This window comes from Devosia sp. CN2-171 (genome assembly GCF_049354815.1).
Lineage (GTDB): Bacteria > Pseudomonadota > Alphaproteobacteria > Rhizobiales > Devosiaceae > Devosia_A.
In genome coordinates, this window is the sequence record NZ_CP186479.1 from 1,558,348 (window position 1) to 1,576,179 (window position 17,832).

Sequence of the window (17,832 nt, forward strand, 5' to 3'; positions counted from 1 at the left end):
ACTTTCAGAATATGCGTGCGATCTATTCCTACGGCACGGCCGGGGCAATCCTCGTTATTGGCGCCCTTTGGCTGGGCAGCGGCACGTTCGTCGCCGGCGGCAACGGGCCGGGCAACGGCGAACGCCCGATCATTGCCTTCATCGATCCGTCGGCGGAGAGTGCGGAGCACCACGTCGAAGGCGAGATCGATCCGCATCTGACCATTGCCGAGCGCGTGGCGGAATCGACGGGCGCCGAGGCGCCGCTGCAGTCGGTCCGCACCGAAACCTACAGCGTGCAGCCGATGCCGCTGGAGGTGCCGCTGCGTGGCCGTACCAAGGCCAAGTCGGTGGTTTCGGTTGCACCGGAGACCACCGGCATCGTGTCCGCGGTCAATGTCGTGAAGGGACAGAAGGTCGCCAAGGGTGAAGTGATCTGCACTATCGACGAGGGAACTCGTGCCGCCGCCGTTGCGCAGGCCGAGGCGTCGCTGGCTCAGGCGCAGGTCGACTTCGACACCAACAAGCAGTTGCGCGAGAAGGGCCTCGCAGCGGCCAATACGGCCAATGCGCTGGAATCTGCCCTCAAGGCGGCGCAGGCGGCCTTCGACCAGGCCAAGCAGGAATTCGACCGCACGCAGGTGAAATCGTGGGCAACGGGCGTCGTGCAGGATCCTGTCGTGACCGTCGGGACGATGATCCAGGCTGGCCAGCCCTGCGCCACCGTGGTCGAGCTCGATCCGATGCTGTTCGTCGCCAACGTGCCGGAAGCCCGGATCGCGCGCGCTGAACTCGGCCTGCCGGCCAAGATCACGACGGTTACCGGCCAGTCGGTGGAGGGCAAGGTGAGCTATATCGCCTCGCTGGCCGACGAGGCGACCCGCTCGTTCCCGATCGAGATCGAGCTGCCCAATACCGATGGCAAGGTGCTGTCAGGTGTTACGGCAACCGCGACGGTGAGCATGGGTACGCTGCCGGCGCACCTGCTGCCGCAGTCGGTGCTGACGCTGAATGACGAGGGCGCACTTGGGGTGCGCGCCGTCAAGGATGGTGTGGTGGAATTCTACGCCGTGACCATCCTGTCGGACTCCCGCGAGGGCGTCTGGGTGACTGGCCTGCCACCGACGGTGGATGTCATCACGATGGGCCAGGAGTATGTCGTGCCGGGCCAGAAGGTCAACGCGACCAACGTTACGGGGACGCCTCAGTCCGAAGAGTCCGAGGCCGCTGCTGAAGGGGTGCAGTCATGATGAATTTCCTCGAACGCGTCCTGCGCATGCCGCGGGTCGTGTTGACGGTGATGGCGTTGCTGCTCTTTGCCGGCTTTGGCGCGTACATGTCATTGCCCAAGGAAAGCTTCCCGGCCATCGACATCCCCTATTTCTACGTCTCGGTCAGCCAGACCGGCGTGTCCCCACGTGATGCGGAGCGCCTCCTGGCGAAGCCGATCGAGGATCGCGTCAAGGACATCGACGGGCTCGAGAACTACACCTCGACCGCGACGACCGGCCATGCCTCGGTCTTCCTCGAGTTCAACGTCAATGCCGACAGCGACAAGGCGCTTGCGGACATTCGCGCCAAGCTCGACGGCGTCTCTTCAGAGCTGCCGGAAGACGCCAAGGAGCCGTCGGTGACCGAAATCTCGTTCACCAATCAGCCTTCCATCTCGGTGGCGATCTACGGCGACGTGCCGGAGCGCGCCCTGGTCCAGAACGCCAAGGACCTGCAGGACCGGCTCGAAGAAATTCCGACCGTGCAGAGCGTCACGATCTCCGGATCGCGCGACGAGATGCTGGCGGTCACCATCGATATGAGCCGGCTCGAGGCCTATAACCTCACGGCCGGCGAACTGCTGGACGCGCTCGCCAAGAACAACATGGTGGTACCGGGCGGCACGCTCGACACCGGACAGGGCTCGTTCAACGTCGAGGTGCCTGGTCTCATTACTTCGGCCGAGGACGTCTATTCGCTGCCGATCAAGTCCGATGGCGACAATGTCGTCACCTTCGGCGACGTGGCGACCATCACCCGTACCTTCGAGGACGCGACGCAGTATGCGCACGTCAACGGACAGCCGGCGATCACCCTGGGCGTTATCAAGGAGCTCGGGACCAACGTCATCGATGTCTCGGACCAGGTGCGTGCGGTCACGACCGAGTTCACCAAGGCGTGGCCGGCCGGCATTCAGCACAGCTTCCTGATCGACCAGGCGGACACCACCAAGAATCTGTTCCGCTCGCTCGAAGCCGCGGTGCTAACTGCTGTCGCGCTCGTCATGACGGTCTGTGTCGCCACCCTCGGTGTGCGCCCTGCCCTCATGATCGGCACCTCGATCCCGATCTCGTTCATGATCGCCTTCCTCGTCGTGCAGATGCTCGGCATGACCATCAACATGATGATCATGTTCGGCCTCGTGCTGGCGGTGGGTGTGCTCGTCGACGATCCAATCGTGGTGGTCGAATACGCGGAACGAAAGCTGCAGGAGGGTGTCTCCAAGAAGGAGGCCTTCATCCTCGCGGCGCGCAAGATGTTCGTGCCCGTGGTTTCGGCTACGTTCACGACGCTGGGCGCGTTCGTCCCGCTGCTGTTCTGGCCGGGCATTATCGGCAAGTTCATGAGCTACCTGCCGATCATCGTGATCGTGGTCATGATCGCCTCGCTGCTCTCGGCGCTGGTATTCATGCCCGTGATCGGCGCGATCATTGCTTCGAGCCATGTCGACGAGAAGGCCAAGGAAGCGGCCGACGTCGTCATGTACCCGGACAAGTTCGACGTGAACAAGGTGAAGGGGGCGACCGGCATCTATGTGCGGACGCTCCAGCACCTGATCCGGCACCCGCTCATCACGCTGACGGTCGGCTTTGCCGTCGTCATAGGCATGTTCGCCGTCTACATAAGCAATCCGACCGGCGTCGAAGCCTTCCCGGCTTCGGAGGCCGAGTTCGGCACGGTCAACGTGATCGCCCGGGGCAACTACTCGCCGGTCGAGATCCGCGACATGCTGGCCGAGGTCGAGACGCAAATCCTGCAGGTGCAGGGCGTCCAGGACTCGATCATGACCTTCTCGGGCGGTGGCGGCGACGGCTTCTCGAGCGGCGGTCCTCCGGACACCATCGGGCAGTTCAATCTGCAGCTGCAGCCGTGGAACGAGCGCGTCAAGGCCGAGGAGATCTTCCAGAACATCCGCGACCGGGTGAAGGATATCTCGGGTCTCGAAGTTCAGATCGCGGCGCAGGAAAACGGCCCACCCGCCGGCAAGGCGATCAACCTGAGCGTTGAAAGCACTGTCTACGACGACCTCGCTCCGGTCGTGACCAAGCTGCGCGACTATATCGAGAACCAGCTCGGCGACACCATCGACATCGAGGACGGCCGTCCCTCCCCCGGTATCGACTGGGAAGTGACGATCGATCGTGCCGCTGCCGCCAAATATGGCATCGGCGTGCGCGAGCTCAGCCCCTATGTCCAGTTGGTTACATCGGGCGTAACGCTCGGCTCCTACCGGCCGGACGATGCCGACGACGAACTCGACATCAAGGTGCGCCTGCCGCTCGATGAACGCAGCTTCGACAGCCTCGACTCGCTCCGTATCGTGACGGCGCAAGGTCTCGTGCCGGTGTCGAACTTTATCCAGCGGACGGCCGTGCCTAAGGTCGCCAACATCACCCGCAAGAACGGCAGCTACCAGATGACGGTCGCCGCCAACCTGCTGCCGGGCGTGCCGGCGGATGCCAAGATCGAGCAGCTCAAGACCTGGGTTGCCGAGCAGGGCTTCCCGTCGACCACGAACGTCGTGTTCGGAGGTGCCGACGAGCAGATCAACGACACCAATACCTTCATCGTTGGTGCGCTGATGGCCGCGCTGGCGATGATCGCCCTGGTGCTGCTGCTTGAGTACAACAGCTTCTACCAGGTGGTCGTGACGCTCTCGACGGTGGTCATGTCGATCGCCGGCGTGGTGCTGGGTATGTCGATTACCGGCATGAGCTTCTCGGCCATCATGACCGGCCTCGGCATCGTGGCTCTCGCGGGCATCGTGGTGAAGAACGGCATCGTGCTGATCGACACCTACAACCACTACAACCGTGGCGATGGCGTCGAGCCGGTGAAGGCCATGCTGATCACTGCCAGCCAGCGCGTGCGGCCGGTGCTGCTCACCGCAACGGTGACGGCCCTGGGCGTGATCCCGATGGCGATCAACATGGAGTTCGACTTCATCCGCCGCGAGGTGGTGTGGGGTGGCCTTGCGGGGTCGTGGTTCACGCACCTCTCGGCCGCGCTGGTGTCGGGCCTGTTCGTCTCCACCGCCCTCACGCTGGTGATGGTGCCGGTGATGATCACCGCGCCCTCCGTCATCCGCCGCGGTCGCATCGCAACCGCCATCGCCAATGCCTTCAGCGGCCTGTTCGGCCGCAAGACGGCAGTGGCAGTGACACCGGACGGCCAGACGGTCGAGATCCCGGCCGACGTCGACAGCTCCAAGCGCTTCATCAAGACCGAAGGTTCGGGCCTGGTGGAGAAGGAGCAGGACGGCGTGACGGTGGTCAGCCGGCAAGCGGCGGAATAGCCTCCGACAATGCGAGTTAAGAAAGGCCCGGGCATAGTCCCGGGCCTTTTGCTTTTCGCCGATGACGTCCGCCGAATCATCTTCTCCGGCAAGCGAAGGTAATCGCAACCAGGCTCGGTTCCGTTTACTCCACAGCGTGGGCTGGCCGTCTCGGGCGCAAAGCACCGACCACCCACTGCCACCCCAGTCCGATTGCCAGCGATGTGGCGAAGGTCAGGGCGATGAGCAGCAGTGAGTTGGCCCCGAGCTTCAGGTCCGAAGCCAGGACGTCCAGTACCAGCAGGTGGATGAGGTAGGCGCCGAAGGTGGCTTGGCCGACGGTCGACCAGATCTGGCTCCTGAGTTCGAGGCGGGTGAAGAGGATCGCGACCGAGAGGGCGTAGCCGAGAGTGGCAATCGAGTAGTCGTGGCCGAGGGCATAGCGCCCGACGACGAAGTAGCCTTCGGCGACGTGCAGGGCCGCGAATGTCACTACGGCTGCGGCGATGGTGGCGATCGGGAGGTTGCCCAGCCGATCGCCGTAGCGGCGCAGGGTGACGCCGGCGACGAGGAAGATTGGCGCGAAGAAGAGGCCGTTGCGGTCCATCCAGAATGGGAAGCCGTGGCCGAAGAGCGGCTTCGAGTAGGCTCCGATGATGGTGCCGGTGAGGTAGAGCGCGATGGCGACCCCGATCGTCCAGCCCAGGCCAAACTGCTTCAAGAGCGTGCCGACGATCAAACTTCCCAGGACGAGGGCCGGTAGGAACCAGAGGTGGAAGGCCGGGCCGCCGGTCCAGAGTAGCAGCAGGACGCCCTCAGGGCTCGGCGAGAAACCGGGGCGACCGTGCTCGATGAGGCGCAGGGCGATGGTGATCGCCAGGATAGCGGCGAAGGCGGGGAGGACGCGGCGCGCCACTTTACCGGCGAGGCGAAGCGGGCGCGCAAGGTCGGCGTCCTTCCAAAAGTAGGCCGACAGCAGGAAGAAGACCGGGACGGCGAAGCGGCTCAACTCATCGACGAGGAAGCCGAGCGGCCTGTTGTCGGCGAAACCGCCGCCCGCGACGTGCAGGGTGACAATGCCAAGAAGGCTCAGAACGCGAAGGGCGTCGAGCGACGCATTGCGGGAGGGTGGTGGAGCCATGGGCCGACGCTGTGGTGGTGGAGCGCAACGGGTTGGTCAAGCGGTCGGTTCCACCGAACGAACCCCAAAGCCGCTACTCCGCCGCGGGCAGTCCGCGCCTGACAAAGCCTTCGGGGTCGTTGGCGACCTTGCGGGCGAGTTCCTCGACTTCGCTGGCCTCGCGCTGGCGGTTCCACATCTGCGCATAGAGGCCGGCGTCGCGCAGCAGGTCGATGTGCTTGCCACGCTCGGCGATCTGGCCGTCGCGAAGCACGATGATCTCGTCGGCATTGACGACGGTCGAGAGCCGGTGGGCGATGACGAGGGTGGTGCGGTTGGCCGAGACGAGATCGAGGGCGGACTTGATGTCCTGCTCGGTCTTGGTGTCGAGCGCCGAAGTCGCCTCGTCGAGGATGAGAATGGCCGGCGCCTTGAGGATGGTGCGGGCGATGGCGACGCGCTGCTTCTCGCCGCCGGACAACTTCAGCCCGCGCTCGCCGACCTGGGTGTCAAAGCCCTTGGGCAGCGCTTCGATGAAGGGACCGATCTGCGCGAGGTCCGCGGCCTTGCGCACTTCCTCGTCGGAAGCGTCGGGCCGGCCGTAGCGGACGTTATACGCAATGGTGTCGTTGAACAGCACGGTGTCCTGCGGAACCATGCCGATGGCGGCGCGGAGGCTCTCCTGCGTGACGTCGCGCAGATCCTGCCCATCGATGGTGATGCGGCCCTCGCTCACATCGTAGAAGCGATAGAGGAGGCGCGAGATGGTCGATTTGCCGGCGCCCGACGGGCCGACGACAGCGATGGTCTTGCCGGCCGGAACCTCGAAGCTGACGCCCTTGAGGATCGGGCGATCGGGATCGTAGTGGAACTTCACGTCCTCGAAGCGGATGACCGGGCCGGTGATGCGAATAGGCTGGGCGCCGGGCTTGTTCTGGATCTCGGGAGCTCGATCGAGCAGCTTGAACATCTCTTCGATGTCGGTGAGGCCCTGGCGGATTTCGCGGTAGACGAAGCCGATGAAGTTGAGCGGCCGGTAGATCTGCATCAGGAAGGTATTGAGCAGTACGAAATCGCCGAGCGTCAGCGTGCGGTTCATCACGCCGATCACGGCCATGATGAGGATGACGACGGTGCCGGCGTAAAAGATCAGCGCCTGGCCGAAGTTGAGGAAACCCAGCGAGGTCCAGATGCGCACGGCGGAGCGCTCGTACTTCTCCATCGACTTGTCGAAGCGCGCGGCCTCCATCTTCTCGTTGGCGAAGTACTTCACCGTCTCGAAGTTGAGCAGGCTGTCGATGGCCTTGCCGTTGGCGTCGGTGTCGCTGTCGTTCATGTCGCGACGGATGGCGATGCGCCAGTTCGAGGCCTTGATGGTGAACCAGAGGTAGAGCCAGACGGTGACGACGAGCACCGAAAGGTAGCTCACGCCGAACATCACGATGAAGATGACGCCGGTGATGATGAACTCGACCAGCGTCGGGGCGGTGTTGAGCATCGTGAAGCGCACGATGGTCTCGATGCCTTTGGTGCCGCGCTCGATGACGCGGGAAAGGCCGCCGGTGCGGCGGGCGAGATGGAAGCGGAGCGAGAGCTTGTGCAGGTGCTCGAAGGTCTGCAGCGCCAGCTTCCGCACGGCATGCTGGCCGACCGAGGCGAAGAGCACGTCGCGCAACTGCTGGAAGCCGGCATCGATGATGTTGCCGACGCCATAGGCAACGACCAGCACGATGGGGACGGCAAGGCCCATGACCAGCCCCGGATCGGGCGTCGAGCCGTCGAGGCTGTCGATGATCCACTTGTAGGCGAAGGGAACGAGCGTCGTCGCAACCTTCGAAACCAGCAGCGCGCCAATGGCGAGAATCACCCGCAGCTTGAGGTCCGGCCTGCCGGCCGGCCACATGTACTGCCAAAGGTTGCGAACAGTGGAAAGCAGCCCACCCTCCTCCGCGTTAACGGTAGGATTCTTGGGCGCCTCATCGGCGACAGACATCAGGCGAGCTCTTTGACCGGGGAAACGGTGGTGGCAAGGCCGGCGAAGAGGCCGGAACAGGCGGAGTTGAACTCGGCCAGACGATCAGCACGCAGCTTGTAGCAGTTGCGCGTGCCTTTGGCATGACGCTCGACCAGACCGGCATCGAGCAGAACCTTGATATGCTGGCTGACAGTCGACTGCGCCAGCGGCAAGCATTGAGTCACGTCGGTACAACAACAGTCCCCCGCATTCTGCTCGGCAATAATGCGCATGATGCTGAGCCGCACCGGGTGGCCCAGGGCGCGCATCATGTTGGCAATATCGTCGTCGGACAGCGGGTTCATCGTCTTTGACCGATAGAAGATCGGCCGCGGCAAGGCAAGGCGAAATGACCTGCCTGAAGGGGGAGTTGTGGGTTGTGGTTGACGTGACGGTGGCAGGGATTGTGCCTGACTGAGAGAGACGGCTGCGCGGCCTACTCCTTCGTTACCAGCGGCAGGTCGAAGACCTGGCCGGGGTAGATCTTCGAGGGCCGGCTGATCTGGTCGCGGTTGGCTTCGAAGATCGTGCGGTAGTGGATGCCGGCGCCATAGTAGCGGTGAGCGAGGCTCCATAGCGTGTCGCCGCGCCGGATGATCGCCTGTCCGCCCGAGAAGCGGCCATAGACCGGGTCGCCGAAGGGAAACAGGCGGAGCACCGTGACCGATGGCGCACTGGGCCTCGGCTTGGGCAAGGAGAACTCGGCCATCAGGGCGGGGCCACTGGGCGGGTCGAGTTCGATCGTCGCGGACTCGTGGTCGGTGGCGCCGATGGGCGGCAGCGCGTCGAGTTCTGACGGGCTGGGCGGCAGGATCTCTACAGAGGCGGAGTCTTTGTCCGGGATGATGGCCGCGAGCGGGGGCAGATCTGCTTCGGAAGCCAGGGCGTCGGGCACCGCAGGGGGCTCAACTATTCCCTGGGCGGCCGGCGCAGGTGGAGGCAAGTCCGTCTCTGGATTGGCGACGAGCGGCGCGGGCCGTTCGGCGTCGACAGGAGCGGGGCTCGATGGCGATAGCGACTCGGGCGACGGCTCTTCCTGCACGGGCGGGAGTTCCGCCGGATCGAGGGCATCGGTCGAGGGGGTATCGCTGCCCGTTTCCGGCAAGTCGGAGGGTGACCCAGCATCGGGCGCGGGGGCGACGGAATCGCTCCCGCCCCGCTGTGCCGGTTCAGGATCGGATGGCGGCGCCGAGACCGGTGGTGGCGCGACTTCCGAAGGGGCCAGTTCAGCCGGCGCAGCGTCTGGCGGCGGCCCAGCGGGTTGCTTCTGCGGCAGTTCGATCTCGATCGTGATGACGGACTCGCCCAACCGTTTGCCGCTGTCGGGCTCGATAGCCTCGGCCCGCAGCTCGCTGCTGGGAGTAGCGAGGATGTCGCCGGCCTCGACCAGCCAGCGTCCTTCCTCGACCGGGCTCTCGCCCAGGAACTTGCCATCGGAATAAAGCCGGACAACCGCACCCGCCGGACCGGAACCGGAAATGTAGCTCGACGCGCCTTCGAGTTCGATCGCATCGATGGTCGGCGCGAGGACCAGCGGCGCGGTGACTGCAGGCGCCGGCGGGGGTGGAAGTGGCTCGTCGCCGGCCGCCTCGACCACGGGCTCCGGAGCGGGCGGACTCTGCGCAGCTGGCGGCTCGGGTGCCGGCGAGACAGGTGCCTCGAACACTGGTGGCGGAGCAACCGGTGGGGCTGCGTCAGGCAGCGAAGCCTCCCGGGCCTCGGCCGGCGGGTTCTCCAACGGCGTGATCGAGAAGGCTTCCGTCGCGGGCAGGCCCGTCGGCGCCGGCACGACGGGCACTGAAGGTGCAGTCTCCGGCGTCGCGGCGGTCTCATCGATAGCCGCTTCGCGCAGGACCGGTGGGGCCGGCTCCGCCGGCCTGGAAGGCGGGGAGTTGATCGCAGTCGGCGCCGCCGGTAGCAGCGGACCGCCCTGCCCCGGGGGCGGGTTGGCGACGGGCATAGCAGGTTCGGCAGGTTTGGCCTCGTCGGAGGGCGCTGACCACTTGGGCACAACGTCCGCTGCGGCAGCCTGCTCCTCGGTGGTCACCTCTGCAAGAGCAACGTCTGGAACAGCGGCGGCGGGCACCGCCTGTGTGTCCACCACGCGGGCGGGCGAATCCGCCTCGCCGGGCAGATCGAACCGGCGGTCGGCCATTTCGCGCAGGCAGGTCACCACGCCGCGACTGTCGCCGGCGCAGGCCTGTACAAGTGGAGCACCGATGATGCCCAGGCCGATCACGACCGTCACCCCGGCCGCAGCGAGGGCGATAAGCAGAGTTCTACGGTCGTCGGTCCGGCTCAGCAGGGCCTCCGGGCAATACGGGACAGCCTGTCCTGTACTACCGTTAGCGGAATTCAGGCTGCCTCTGACTTCATGAGCTTATAGGTTATCGACTCGTAAAGCGCCTCAAATGAGGCGTCGATGATGTTGGGCGACACGCCGATCGTGTACCACCGCTCGCCCGTCCCATCGCGGCTTTCGACCAGCACACGGGTGACCGCGCCCGTGCCGCCGTCGAGGATACGCACCTTGAAATCGACCAGCTCGAGATCGGAAATGCGCTCGGAAAAGACGCCGAGATCCTTGCGCATGGCAAGGTCAAGCGCATTCACCGGACCATTGCCTTCGGCCACCGACATTAGCAGTTCATCGCCGATGCGGATTTTCACCACGGCCTCAGTGACAGTGATCTGCTCGCCCTTGGCGTTGTGGCGGCGCTCAACGCTGGCGCGGTAGCTCTCGACATCGAAGAACTCGGGCAGCGTGCCGAGGATGCCGCGCGCCAGCACCACGAAGGAGGCATCGGCGCCATCGTAGGAATAGCCGCGCGCTTCGCGCTCCTTGACGGTGCGGAGCAGCTTGTCGATGCGCGGATCGTCTTTGGCGAGCACGATGCCATGGCGCTTCAGCGCGGCGAGCAGATTGGAGCGGCCGGCCTGCTGGCTGACCATGATCTGGCGCTCGTTGCCGACGCTTTCGGGCGAGACGTGCTCGTAGCTCGACACGTCCTTGGCCAGCGCCGAGGCATGGATGCCGGCCTTGGTGGCGAAGGCGGCGGTGCCGACATAGGGCGACTGCCGGGCGGGAGCGCGGTTGAGCAGATCATCGAAGGCGCGCGAGATCGAAGTCAGGTCCTCGAGCTGCGCCGGGCTGATGCCGACCTCAAAACGATCGGCGAAGCTGGGCTTCAGCATCAGCGTCGGGATGATGGTGACGAGATTGGCGTTGCCGCAGCGCTCGCCGATGCCGTTGAGCGTGCCCTGGATCTGGCGCACGCCGGCCGTAACGGCGGCCAGCGTATTGGCGACGGCCTGCCCGGTATCGTCATGGGCGTGGATGCCGAGCCTGTCGCCGGGGGCGACCTTCAGCACCTCGGCGACGATGGCCGAAACCTCCGACGGCATGGTGCCGCCATTGGTGTCGCAGAGCACGACCCAGCGCGCCCCGGCCACGAGCGCGGTCTTCACGAAGCTCAGCGCATAGTCGCGGTTGCCCTTGAAGCCATCGAAGAAGTGCTCGCAATCGACCAGCACCTCCTTGCCGGCTTCGACGCCGGCCTCGACCGTCTCGCGCAACCCCTTGAGGTTCTCCTCGGGCGCAATTTCGAGTGCGATGCGAACCTGGTGGTCCCAGGCCTTGGCGACGAAGCAGGCTGCGTCGGCGGCGGAGTTGAGGATGGCCTGCACGCCCGGATCGTTGCCGACCGACCGCCCTGCCCGCTTGGTCATGCCGAAGGCGGTGAAGGTCGCGTCTCGGGTGCGGGATTCCTGGAAGAACTGATCGTCGACGACATTCGCGCCGGGATAGCCGCCCTCGATGTAGTCGACGCCAAGCCGCTCGAGCAGCGCAGTGACCGAAATTTTGTCCTCGAGCGAGAACTCGATCCCGGCGGTCTGCGCGCCGTCGCGAAGCGTGGTGTCGAACAGGTAGAGGCGTTCCTTGCCAGATTCTTGGGCAGTCATCGGAGGATACTCAGTTACGGGGCGGCCATTCGGCCGTGTCGTGGTCGGGGTGCTGGTGGTTGGAGGCGCGGATTGCTGCGGCGGACTGGGGGTGGCGTTCCTCGATGGTAGGGACATCGGGAAGGCTGCCGAGACCATTGGCCCAGCTCATGCGGCTGTCGGTGCCGTGCTGGTCGATCGGCGGAAAGGCCTCGGGATCATCCAGTGACCCGATGGAAACACTGATGTGACGGCCGCCGATATCGGCGAACGAAAGCGGGGTTCCGCAGTCGCGACAGAAGCCCCGCTCGACGAGATCCGAGGACCGGAACAATGCGATCTCGCCTCGCGTCACCATGAAGGTGTCTCGGGGCCCGCCTACTAGCGGAGCATAGAACGCACCGAATGCCTTCTGGCACATGCGACAGTGGCACAGATGCGCGCCGTCAGGCCTTATGGTGAAGCGATAGCGCACGGCGCCGCACTGGCAGCCGCCGGAGAGGACTTCAGTCATGGCGAGGCCTCGGGACCCAGTCGGTGGTGTCGTGGTCGGGGTGCTGGAAGGTGGTACCGGGCGGGCGATCACCCTCGACGGCTGTCGTGAGATGTTTGGGCACGCCGGCGAGGTCGCGGAACCAGCGGCATTCGCTTTCGATGCCGACTTGGCTCCTGAGCGGCGGCACGTCGTCGGGCCGATCGAGCGAGCCGATGGTGACGTCGTAGGGCTGGCCGGCATACCGCATGAACAGCGGCGTACCGCAATCGCGACAGAAACCGCGCAGGACGCCGGGCGAGGATTCGAAGGCTGCCGGCGCACCGCGGGTGAACTCGAGATCCGGTGCCCCGAAGAAGGCCATGCCGAAATTGCCACCGGCCTTCTGGCACATGCGGCAGTGGCAGACGCCAGCATCGACTACCGTGCCTTCGACGCGATAGCGCACGGCGCCGCATTGGCAGCCGCCGGTGAGGGGCAGGTCAACCATGGTACGCCTGCCATTCGGCCGTGTCGTGGTCGGGATGCTGGTGATTGGAGGCGCGGACGCGCTCTACGGCCTCGACGCCGTCTCCCTCCTCAGTGGTGCCGACCTGCTCGGCTCCCGGAACGGGCCGAAGGCCCGGATGGCGGCTCTCGAGGCCCATTTCGTAGAGGATGGGGATCAGGTGCGGGGTGTCGAACGAGCCGATGGTCATCGACACGTGCGGGCCGCCGAGCGAGCGATAGTACAGCGGCGTGCCGCAATCCTTGCAGAAGCCGCGGGCTGCGACATCCGAGCTGTTAAACTCGCTGGGATTTCCGCGGGTCCAGGTCAGATGCTCGTGGCGGATGCCGACGAGATCGGCGAACATGTTGCCACTTGCCTTCTGGCACATGCGGCAGTGGCAGAAGTGCGGGTTGTCGCGCAACTCCTTGGCGTGGAAACGGACCGCGCCGCACTGGCAGCCGCCGGAATATTCGCGGAAACGATAGCTGTCGTCGGTCACATTCCACCTCCAGCGAAGCGATCGGTCGCTTCGATCAAGTGATGCAGGATGCCGGGCTGGCTGAGCGCGTGCCCCGAGCCTTCGACCATGATGAACTCCGCCTCGGGCCAGGCCTGGTGCAGGTCCCACGCGGTCTGCGGCGGACAGGCGACGTCGTAGCGGCCCTGGACGATGACGCCGGGGATGTCGCGGAGCTTGCCTGCATCACGGATCAGCTGGCCTTCGTCCATCCAGCCGGCATTGACGAAATAGTGGTTCTCGATGCGGGCGAAGGCGAGCGCGTAGTCCTCGCCGTAGAAGGCATCGCTGACGCCGGGATCGGGCAGCAGGGTGATGGTCTCGCCTTCCCAACGGGCCCACTCGCGTGCCGCAGCGACGCGGATGTCGCGATCGGCGCTGATCAGGCGCTTGCGGTAGGCACCGATCATGTCGTGGCGCTCGGCGGGCGGGATCGGAGCGACGAAGCGCTCCCATTTGTCTGGGAAGAGCAGCGAAGCGCCGTGCTGGTAGTACCAGAGCAGTTCCCAGCGGCGCAGGGTGAAGATGCCGCGCAGCACCAGCTCGGTGACACGCTCGGGGTGCTTCTCTGCATAGGCCAGCGCCAGCGACGAGCCCCAGGAGCCGCCGAAGACCAGCCATTGCTCGATGCCGACCATTTCGCGCAGCCGTTCGATATCGGCGACAAGGTCCCAGGTGGTGTTGTGCTCGAGTTCGGCGAACGGGCGCGACTGGCCGCAGCCGCGCTGATCGAACAGCAACACATCGTAGCGGGCCGGATCGAAGACGCGACGCTGGTTGGGCGAGAGCCCACCGCCCGGTCCGCCATGGAGGAACACGGCCGGTTTCGCGCCCGGCGTGCCGACGCGTTCCCAATAGATCGCGTGGCGGTTGCCGACATCGAGGTGGCCGGAAGCGTAAGGCTCGATCTCGGGATAGTAGGTGCGGAGAGCGCTCACGCGGGGAAACCGTCCTTGGGCGGCCAGGTGTCGGTATCGTGGTCGGGATGCTGGTGGCTGACGAGGCTTGCCATGAATTCATGCCAGCCGGCCGAATACTCGGTGCGGACCGGCAGCGCCGCCAACCCGTCGAAGAAGGGCAGCTTGTCCGCCATATTCACCTGGATCACGGGCGCCGCGACGGTCGGATCATCGAAAGCGCCGATGGCGATCTCGACCTGCTGCTCGGGTGGGCGTCCGGTTTCCTCGTAGGTCAGCGGCGTGCCGCACTCGGCGCAGAAGCCGCGCTGGATCTTGTCCGAGCTCGCGAAATACTTCGGTGCGCCACGCGTCCAGATGACGTCAAACGATGTGATCAGCGGCCCGAAGAAGCTGCCGAAGGCCTTCTGGCACATGCGGCAATGGCAGATGGAGCCGCGGCCGAGCCGGCCGACGGCAAAGCGCACGGCGCCGCACTGGCAGCCGCCGGTGAAGGTAGGTTCACGCGTCTCACTCTGGGGCATGACAGACGGCTTCGATGTTGTGCCCGTCCGGATCGTAGACGAAGGCAGCGTAGTAGGTGGCGTGGTAGTGCGGGCGCAGGCCCGGACCACCATTGTCCTTGCCGCCGGCAGCGATCGCGGCAGCGTAAAAGGCATCGACAGCGGCGCGATTGGGCGCACCGAAGGCAAGGTGCATGCGGCCACCGGTCAGTTTGCCGCCGTCGCCGACCCAGAGGAACGGATTGTCGGAGCCGAAGCCGGCGGTGTTGCCCTCGTCGCCCTCGAACTTCATCAGCACCGTGATGCCGAGCGGCGCCAGTGCCTTCTCGTAGAAGGCGAGCGAGGTGGCGTAGTCGGCGGTCGAAAGCGCAACGTGATCGAGGGTGGTCATGGCTTCAGCTCCCATTTGGTCTGCCGCTGTCCGGCCTCGTCCTTGTAGTCCATGAGTTGGACACCCTGTGTCAGCAATTGCGCACGGATGGTGTCAGCCTTTGCGAAGTCGCGGGCGTTGAGGGCGGCGAGGCGGGTGGCGACGGCTTCTTCGATGTCGACCGTGGCATCGATCGACAGCGACGACGGTTGCAGCAACGAGTCGATGCCGAAGCCGAGGAACTCGAGACTGGCGCCCAGCAGGTCGGCGGCAGTCTCGTCGCCCTTGCGGGCGTCGCGCGACAACCCATCGAGGACGACCGAGACCTTGTGGAAGTTGAGATCGTCCAGCAGTTCGGCAACCACTCCCGGATGGGGAGGCAACACGGAGTCGCGCTCGGCAGTGGAAGCCGCTCGCTGCCAGTCGCGCAGCTTGCTCTCGGCTTCCTCAAGTCGCTTCACCGAAAAGTCGATCGGCTCGCGATAGTGCGTCATCAGCATCGCCAGCCGCAGCACTTCGCCGGGCCACTTCCGCCCGCCAAATTTCTCCGTCTCCAGCAGCTCGTGCATGGTGATGAAGTTGCCGAGGCTCTTCGACATCTTCTGGCCTTCGACCTGCAAAAAGCCGTTGTGGAGCCAGTAGGTGGCCATCACCGGCGTGCCATGGGCGCAGCGGGACTGGGCAATCTCGTTCTCATGGTGCGGGAAGATGAGGTCGAGGCCGCCGGCGTGGATATCGAAGACCTTGCCGAGATAGCGCTCGCTCATGGCCGAGCACTCGATATGCCAGCCGGGACGGCCCCTGCCCCACGGCGAATCCCAGCCGGGTTCTTCCGGTGAGGACTGCTTCCAGAGCACGAAATCGGCCGGGTTCTTCTTGTGCGCTTCGACCGCGACGCGGGCACCGGCGACGTTGTCTTCGAGGTTGCGGCCGCTCAACTGGCCATAGTCGGGCATGGAGTCGACGGCGAACAGCACTTCCCCGGCGGCTTCGTAGGCGTGCCGCGATCCGATGAGCGAAGTGATCAGCGTCTGCATGCCGGGGATGTTGTCGGTGGCGCGCGGCTGGTGCGTGGGCTCGAGCGTGCCGAGGGCGAGAGTGTCCTTGAAGTACTGCTCGGCCGTTTTCTCGGTGACCTTGCGGATCGCTTCGTTGAGCGGCAGGCCGGGATAATCACGGACGGCGCGGGCGTTGATCTTGTCGTCGACGTCAGTGATGTTGCGGACATAGGTGACGTGCTCGGCGCCGTAGAGATGGCGCAGCAGGCGGAACACCAAGTCGAAGACGATCACCGGCCGAGCGTTGCCGATATGGGCATAGTCATAGACGGTCGGGCCGCACACATACATGCGCACGTTCTTCGGATCGATGGGGGTGAACACCTCCTTCGTCCGGGTCAGCGTGTTGTAGAGGCGCAGTTCCGTCATCTCGCCCAAAGTCTCTTCCCTTTACGCACAGAGGTGCGCTCACGGCGGGGTTCTTCGGGACTAGAGAATTCAGGATGAAGAGAACCGCGCCGCCAGCAGATGCCTAGCGGATAATAATGCAGACCGAAATGCAGTTCGCGGTTGCGGTTTTCATGGCCGGCAAAATGGCTGCAAGCTCGCCAAAAAGCAAGGGGCGCCGGAGCGCCCCTGCCCATCTCGGTTATTGCGGCGTTGCGGGCGCCATCGGATCGGCGGGAGCCGGGTCGGCGGGCGGCTGCGCGGCCGCCATCGCGGCGGCGACATCGGGCGAGGCGAAGCAGGTGGTAAGGCCCCCGCGGGCACGCTCGGTGAGCCCGGCATAATCGCCGTGCGCGGTATGCGCCGCGTCGGTGCCTTCGCCGCGGAGGTCAGCGGCAAGCATGTCGACATCCTTCTGCGGCAGCTCCGCGAACGCGGTGGTGAGGCAACCGCAGAGCGGCGTGAGGATGGAGGCGGAATCGACGCCCGCCGGCACCTCGCCCAACAGGAATGCCTGGCCACCCTGGCAGGACGATGTGAACTGGGTGAGATCGGCCGGGGTCTGGGCCATCGACGGGGCGGCGAAAAGAGCGGCGGCCGTCATGGCGACGAAAAGAACACTGACTCGCAAAAGGAAACTCCAGGCAGAGATCCCCGCTTCGCGGGGACTAGGTGGGCAGTGATCCCCGCTTTTACGGGGAGAATGGGAGTCGCGGGTGGCGCGCAGCCACCTGTTACCACACTCCCTGCGCTCTCTATCAGGCAGAAATGCAGCAGGCGGCCCGTTTGCGGACCGCCTGTGAACATGTCTCTTGTGTGCGCCTCAGGACGGCTTGCGGTAGGTCTGGTGGCACTGGCCGCAGACACCGCCCGTGGCCTTGATCGCTGCCATGTAAGCGTCGGCATCGCCAGCCTCGGCCGCGGCCTTCATGCTGGTCGCGCTGGCGATTGCAGTGGCGAAGATAGCCTGGAAATCGGCGTTCTTCTCCCAGATCACCGGGAGCGCTCCGGTGTCGCCAACCATGGAGCCCCCGGGAAAGAGCACGGTGAGATTGGTAAAGTTCTGGATGAGGTGTTCCGCTGCCGTGACGGCCTCGGCGCCGCTCAAGGCGCCGGCGCCTTTGAGGATGCCACCATCCTCCTTCATCACGGCCTGGCGCTTGGCGACCATCTCTTCGGGCGAGAGGGAGGCGAGCGATGGGTCGGGGGTCACGTCCTGGGCAAAGGCGAAGGTCGCTACCGCGGCAACGGCCGTGGCCAGCGCGAAGGCTGCAAGCTTGTTCGTCGGCATTGAGTTCTCCTGAGGTCCTCGGAATGGGGGCCTGATGGCGCTACCTGCCACGAAATCCCTAGCGCGGCAGGCGACCAGAGGAGCGTAGCTGCGTTTCCAACACCGGGGCAGCCAAAATATTCCCACAAACCCGCTCGGCTTTTTCACTCGTGCGTTACCACGCGGCCAGAGTGGCCCGCCGCTCATCATTGGACGTTAACCGCGG

Annotated in this window: 16 protein-coding genes; 2 read left to right on the plus strand and 14 right to left on the minus strand. The window is 65.1% G+C overall.

Annotated features, from left to right (window positions below; genetic code table 11):
• The first annotated feature begins 11 nt into the window (after nt 1-11).
• Together ACOYW5_RS07775 and ACOYW5_RS07780 are read left to right on the plus strand one after the other, a co-directional pair.
• On the plus strand, nt 12-1,229 hold the full coding sequence (locus ACOYW5_RS07775) for an efflux RND transporter periplasmic adaptor subunit (protein ID WP_423068677.1): 1,218 nt from the start codon (nt 12-14) through the stop codon (nt 1,227-1,229).
• Complete coding sequence (locus ACOYW5_RS07780; protein WP_423068678.1) at nt 1,226-4,546, plus strand: efflux RND transporter permease subunit; 3,321 nt, start codon at nt 1,226-1,228, stop codon at nt 4,544-4,546. Before ACOYW5_RS07775 ends, ACOYW5_RS07780 begins: the two co-directional genes overlap by 4 nt.
• 124 nt (nt 4,547-4,670) lie before the next feature.
• On the opposite strand, the gene ACOYW5_RS07785 is transcribed toward ACOYW5_RS07780, so the two are convergent.
• The 14 genes from ACOYW5_RS07785 to ACOYW5_RS07850 all read right to left on the minus strand — a co-directional run bounded on the left by ACOYW5_RS07785 (nt 4,671) and on the right by ACOYW5_RS07850 (nt 17,627).
• Nucleotides 4,671-5,666, minus strand: coding sequence for an acyltransferase (locus tag ACOYW5_RS07785; protein ID WP_423068679.1), 996 nt, complete (start codon nt 5,664-5,666; stop codon nt 4,671-4,673).
• A 73-nt stretch (nt 5,667-5,739) separates the two neighbouring features.
• Complete coding sequence (locus ACOYW5_RS07790) at nt 5,740-7,638, minus strand: ABCB family ABC transporter ATP-binding protein/permease (protein ID WP_423068680.1); 1,899 nt, start codon at nt 7,636-7,638, stop codon at nt 5,740-5,742.
• Nucleotides 7,638-7,964, minus strand: a complete 327-nt coding sequence (locus ACOYW5_RS07795) for an ArsR/SmtB family transcription factor (protein ID WP_423068681.1) — start codon at nt 7,962-7,964, stop codon at nt 7,638-7,640. Before ACOYW5_RS07795 ends, ACOYW5_RS07790 begins: the two co-directional genes overlap by 1 nt.
• Before the next feature lie 131 nt (nt 7,965-8,095).
• On the minus strand, nt 8,096-9,898 hold the full coding sequence (locus ACOYW5_RS07800) for a LysM peptidoglycan-binding domain-containing protein (RefSeq protein ID WP_423068682.1): 1,803 nt from the start codon (nt 9,896-9,898) through the stop codon (nt 8,096-8,098).
• Nucleotides 9,899-10,014: 116 nt separating this feature from the next.
• The gene (gene cimA / locus ACOYW5_RS07805) at nt 10,015-11,622 is read right to left on the minus strand and encodes a citramalate synthase (RefSeq protein WP_423068683.1); all 1,608 of its coding nucleotides are present in this window, start codon (nt 11,620-11,622) and stop codon (nt 10,015-10,017) included.
• 10 nt (nt 11,623-11,632) lie between these two features.
• Entirely contained in the window at nt 11,633-12,115 is a 483-nt protein-coding gene (locus ACOYW5_RS07810; RefSeq protein ID WP_423068684.1) for a GFA family protein, read from the minus strand.
• Nucleotides 12,108-12,584: a GFA family protein gene (locus tag ACOYW5_RS07815; RefSeq protein ID WP_423068685.1), complete on the minus strand. Its 477-nt coding sequence runs from the start codon at nt 12,582-12,584 to the stop codon at nt 12,108-12,110. Before ACOYW5_RS07815 ends, ACOYW5_RS07810 begins: the two co-directional genes overlap by 8 nt.
• On the minus strand, nt 12,577-13,083 hold the full coding sequence (locus ACOYW5_RS07820; RefSeq protein ID WP_423068686.1) for a GFA family protein: 507 nt from the start codon (nt 13,081-13,083) through the stop codon (nt 12,577-12,579). Before ACOYW5_RS07820 ends, ACOYW5_RS07815 begins: the two co-directional genes overlap by 8 nt.
• Nucleotides 13,080-14,039 carry a prolyl aminopeptidase gene (pip, locus tag ACOYW5_RS07825; protein ID WP_423068687.1) on the minus strand — a complete coding sequence of 320 codons (960 nt, stop codon included), beginning with the start codon at nt 14,037-14,039 and terminating at the stop codon, nt 13,080-13,082. The genes ACOYW5_RS07820 and pip overlap by 4 nt, the downstream gene beginning before the upstream one ends.
• Entirely contained in the window at nt 14,036-14,542 is a 507-nt protein-coding gene (locus tag ACOYW5_RS07830; RefSeq protein ID WP_423068688.1) for a GFA family protein, read from the minus strand. Before ACOYW5_RS07830 ends, pip begins: the two co-directional genes overlap by 4 nt.
• On the minus strand, nt 14,529-14,912 hold the full coding sequence (locus tag ACOYW5_RS07835) for a VOC family protein (protein WP_423068689.1): 384 nt from the start codon (nt 14,910-14,912) through the stop codon (nt 14,529-14,531). The genes ACOYW5_RS07830 and ACOYW5_RS07835 overlap by 14 nt, the downstream gene beginning before the upstream one ends.
• Nucleotides 14,909-16,327, minus strand: a complete 1,419-nt coding sequence (cysS, locus tag ACOYW5_RS07840; protein WP_423068690.1) for a cysteine--tRNA ligase — start codon at nt 16,325-16,327, stop codon at nt 14,909-14,911. The genes ACOYW5_RS07835 and cysS overlap by 4 nt, the downstream gene beginning before the upstream one ends.
• A 211-nt stretch (nt 16,328-16,538) precedes the next feature.
• Complete coding sequence (locus tag ACOYW5_RS07845) at nt 16,539-16,967, minus strand: hypothetical protein (protein ID WP_423068691.1); 429 nt, start codon at nt 16,965-16,967, stop codon at nt 16,539-16,541.
• Nucleotides 16,968-17,159: 192 nt separating this feature from the next.
• Entirely contained in the window at nt 17,160-17,627 is a 468-nt protein-coding gene (locus tag ACOYW5_RS07850) for a c-type cytochrome (RefSeq protein ID WP_423068692.1), read from the minus strand.
• Nucleotides 17,628-17,832: the final 205 nt, after the last annotated feature.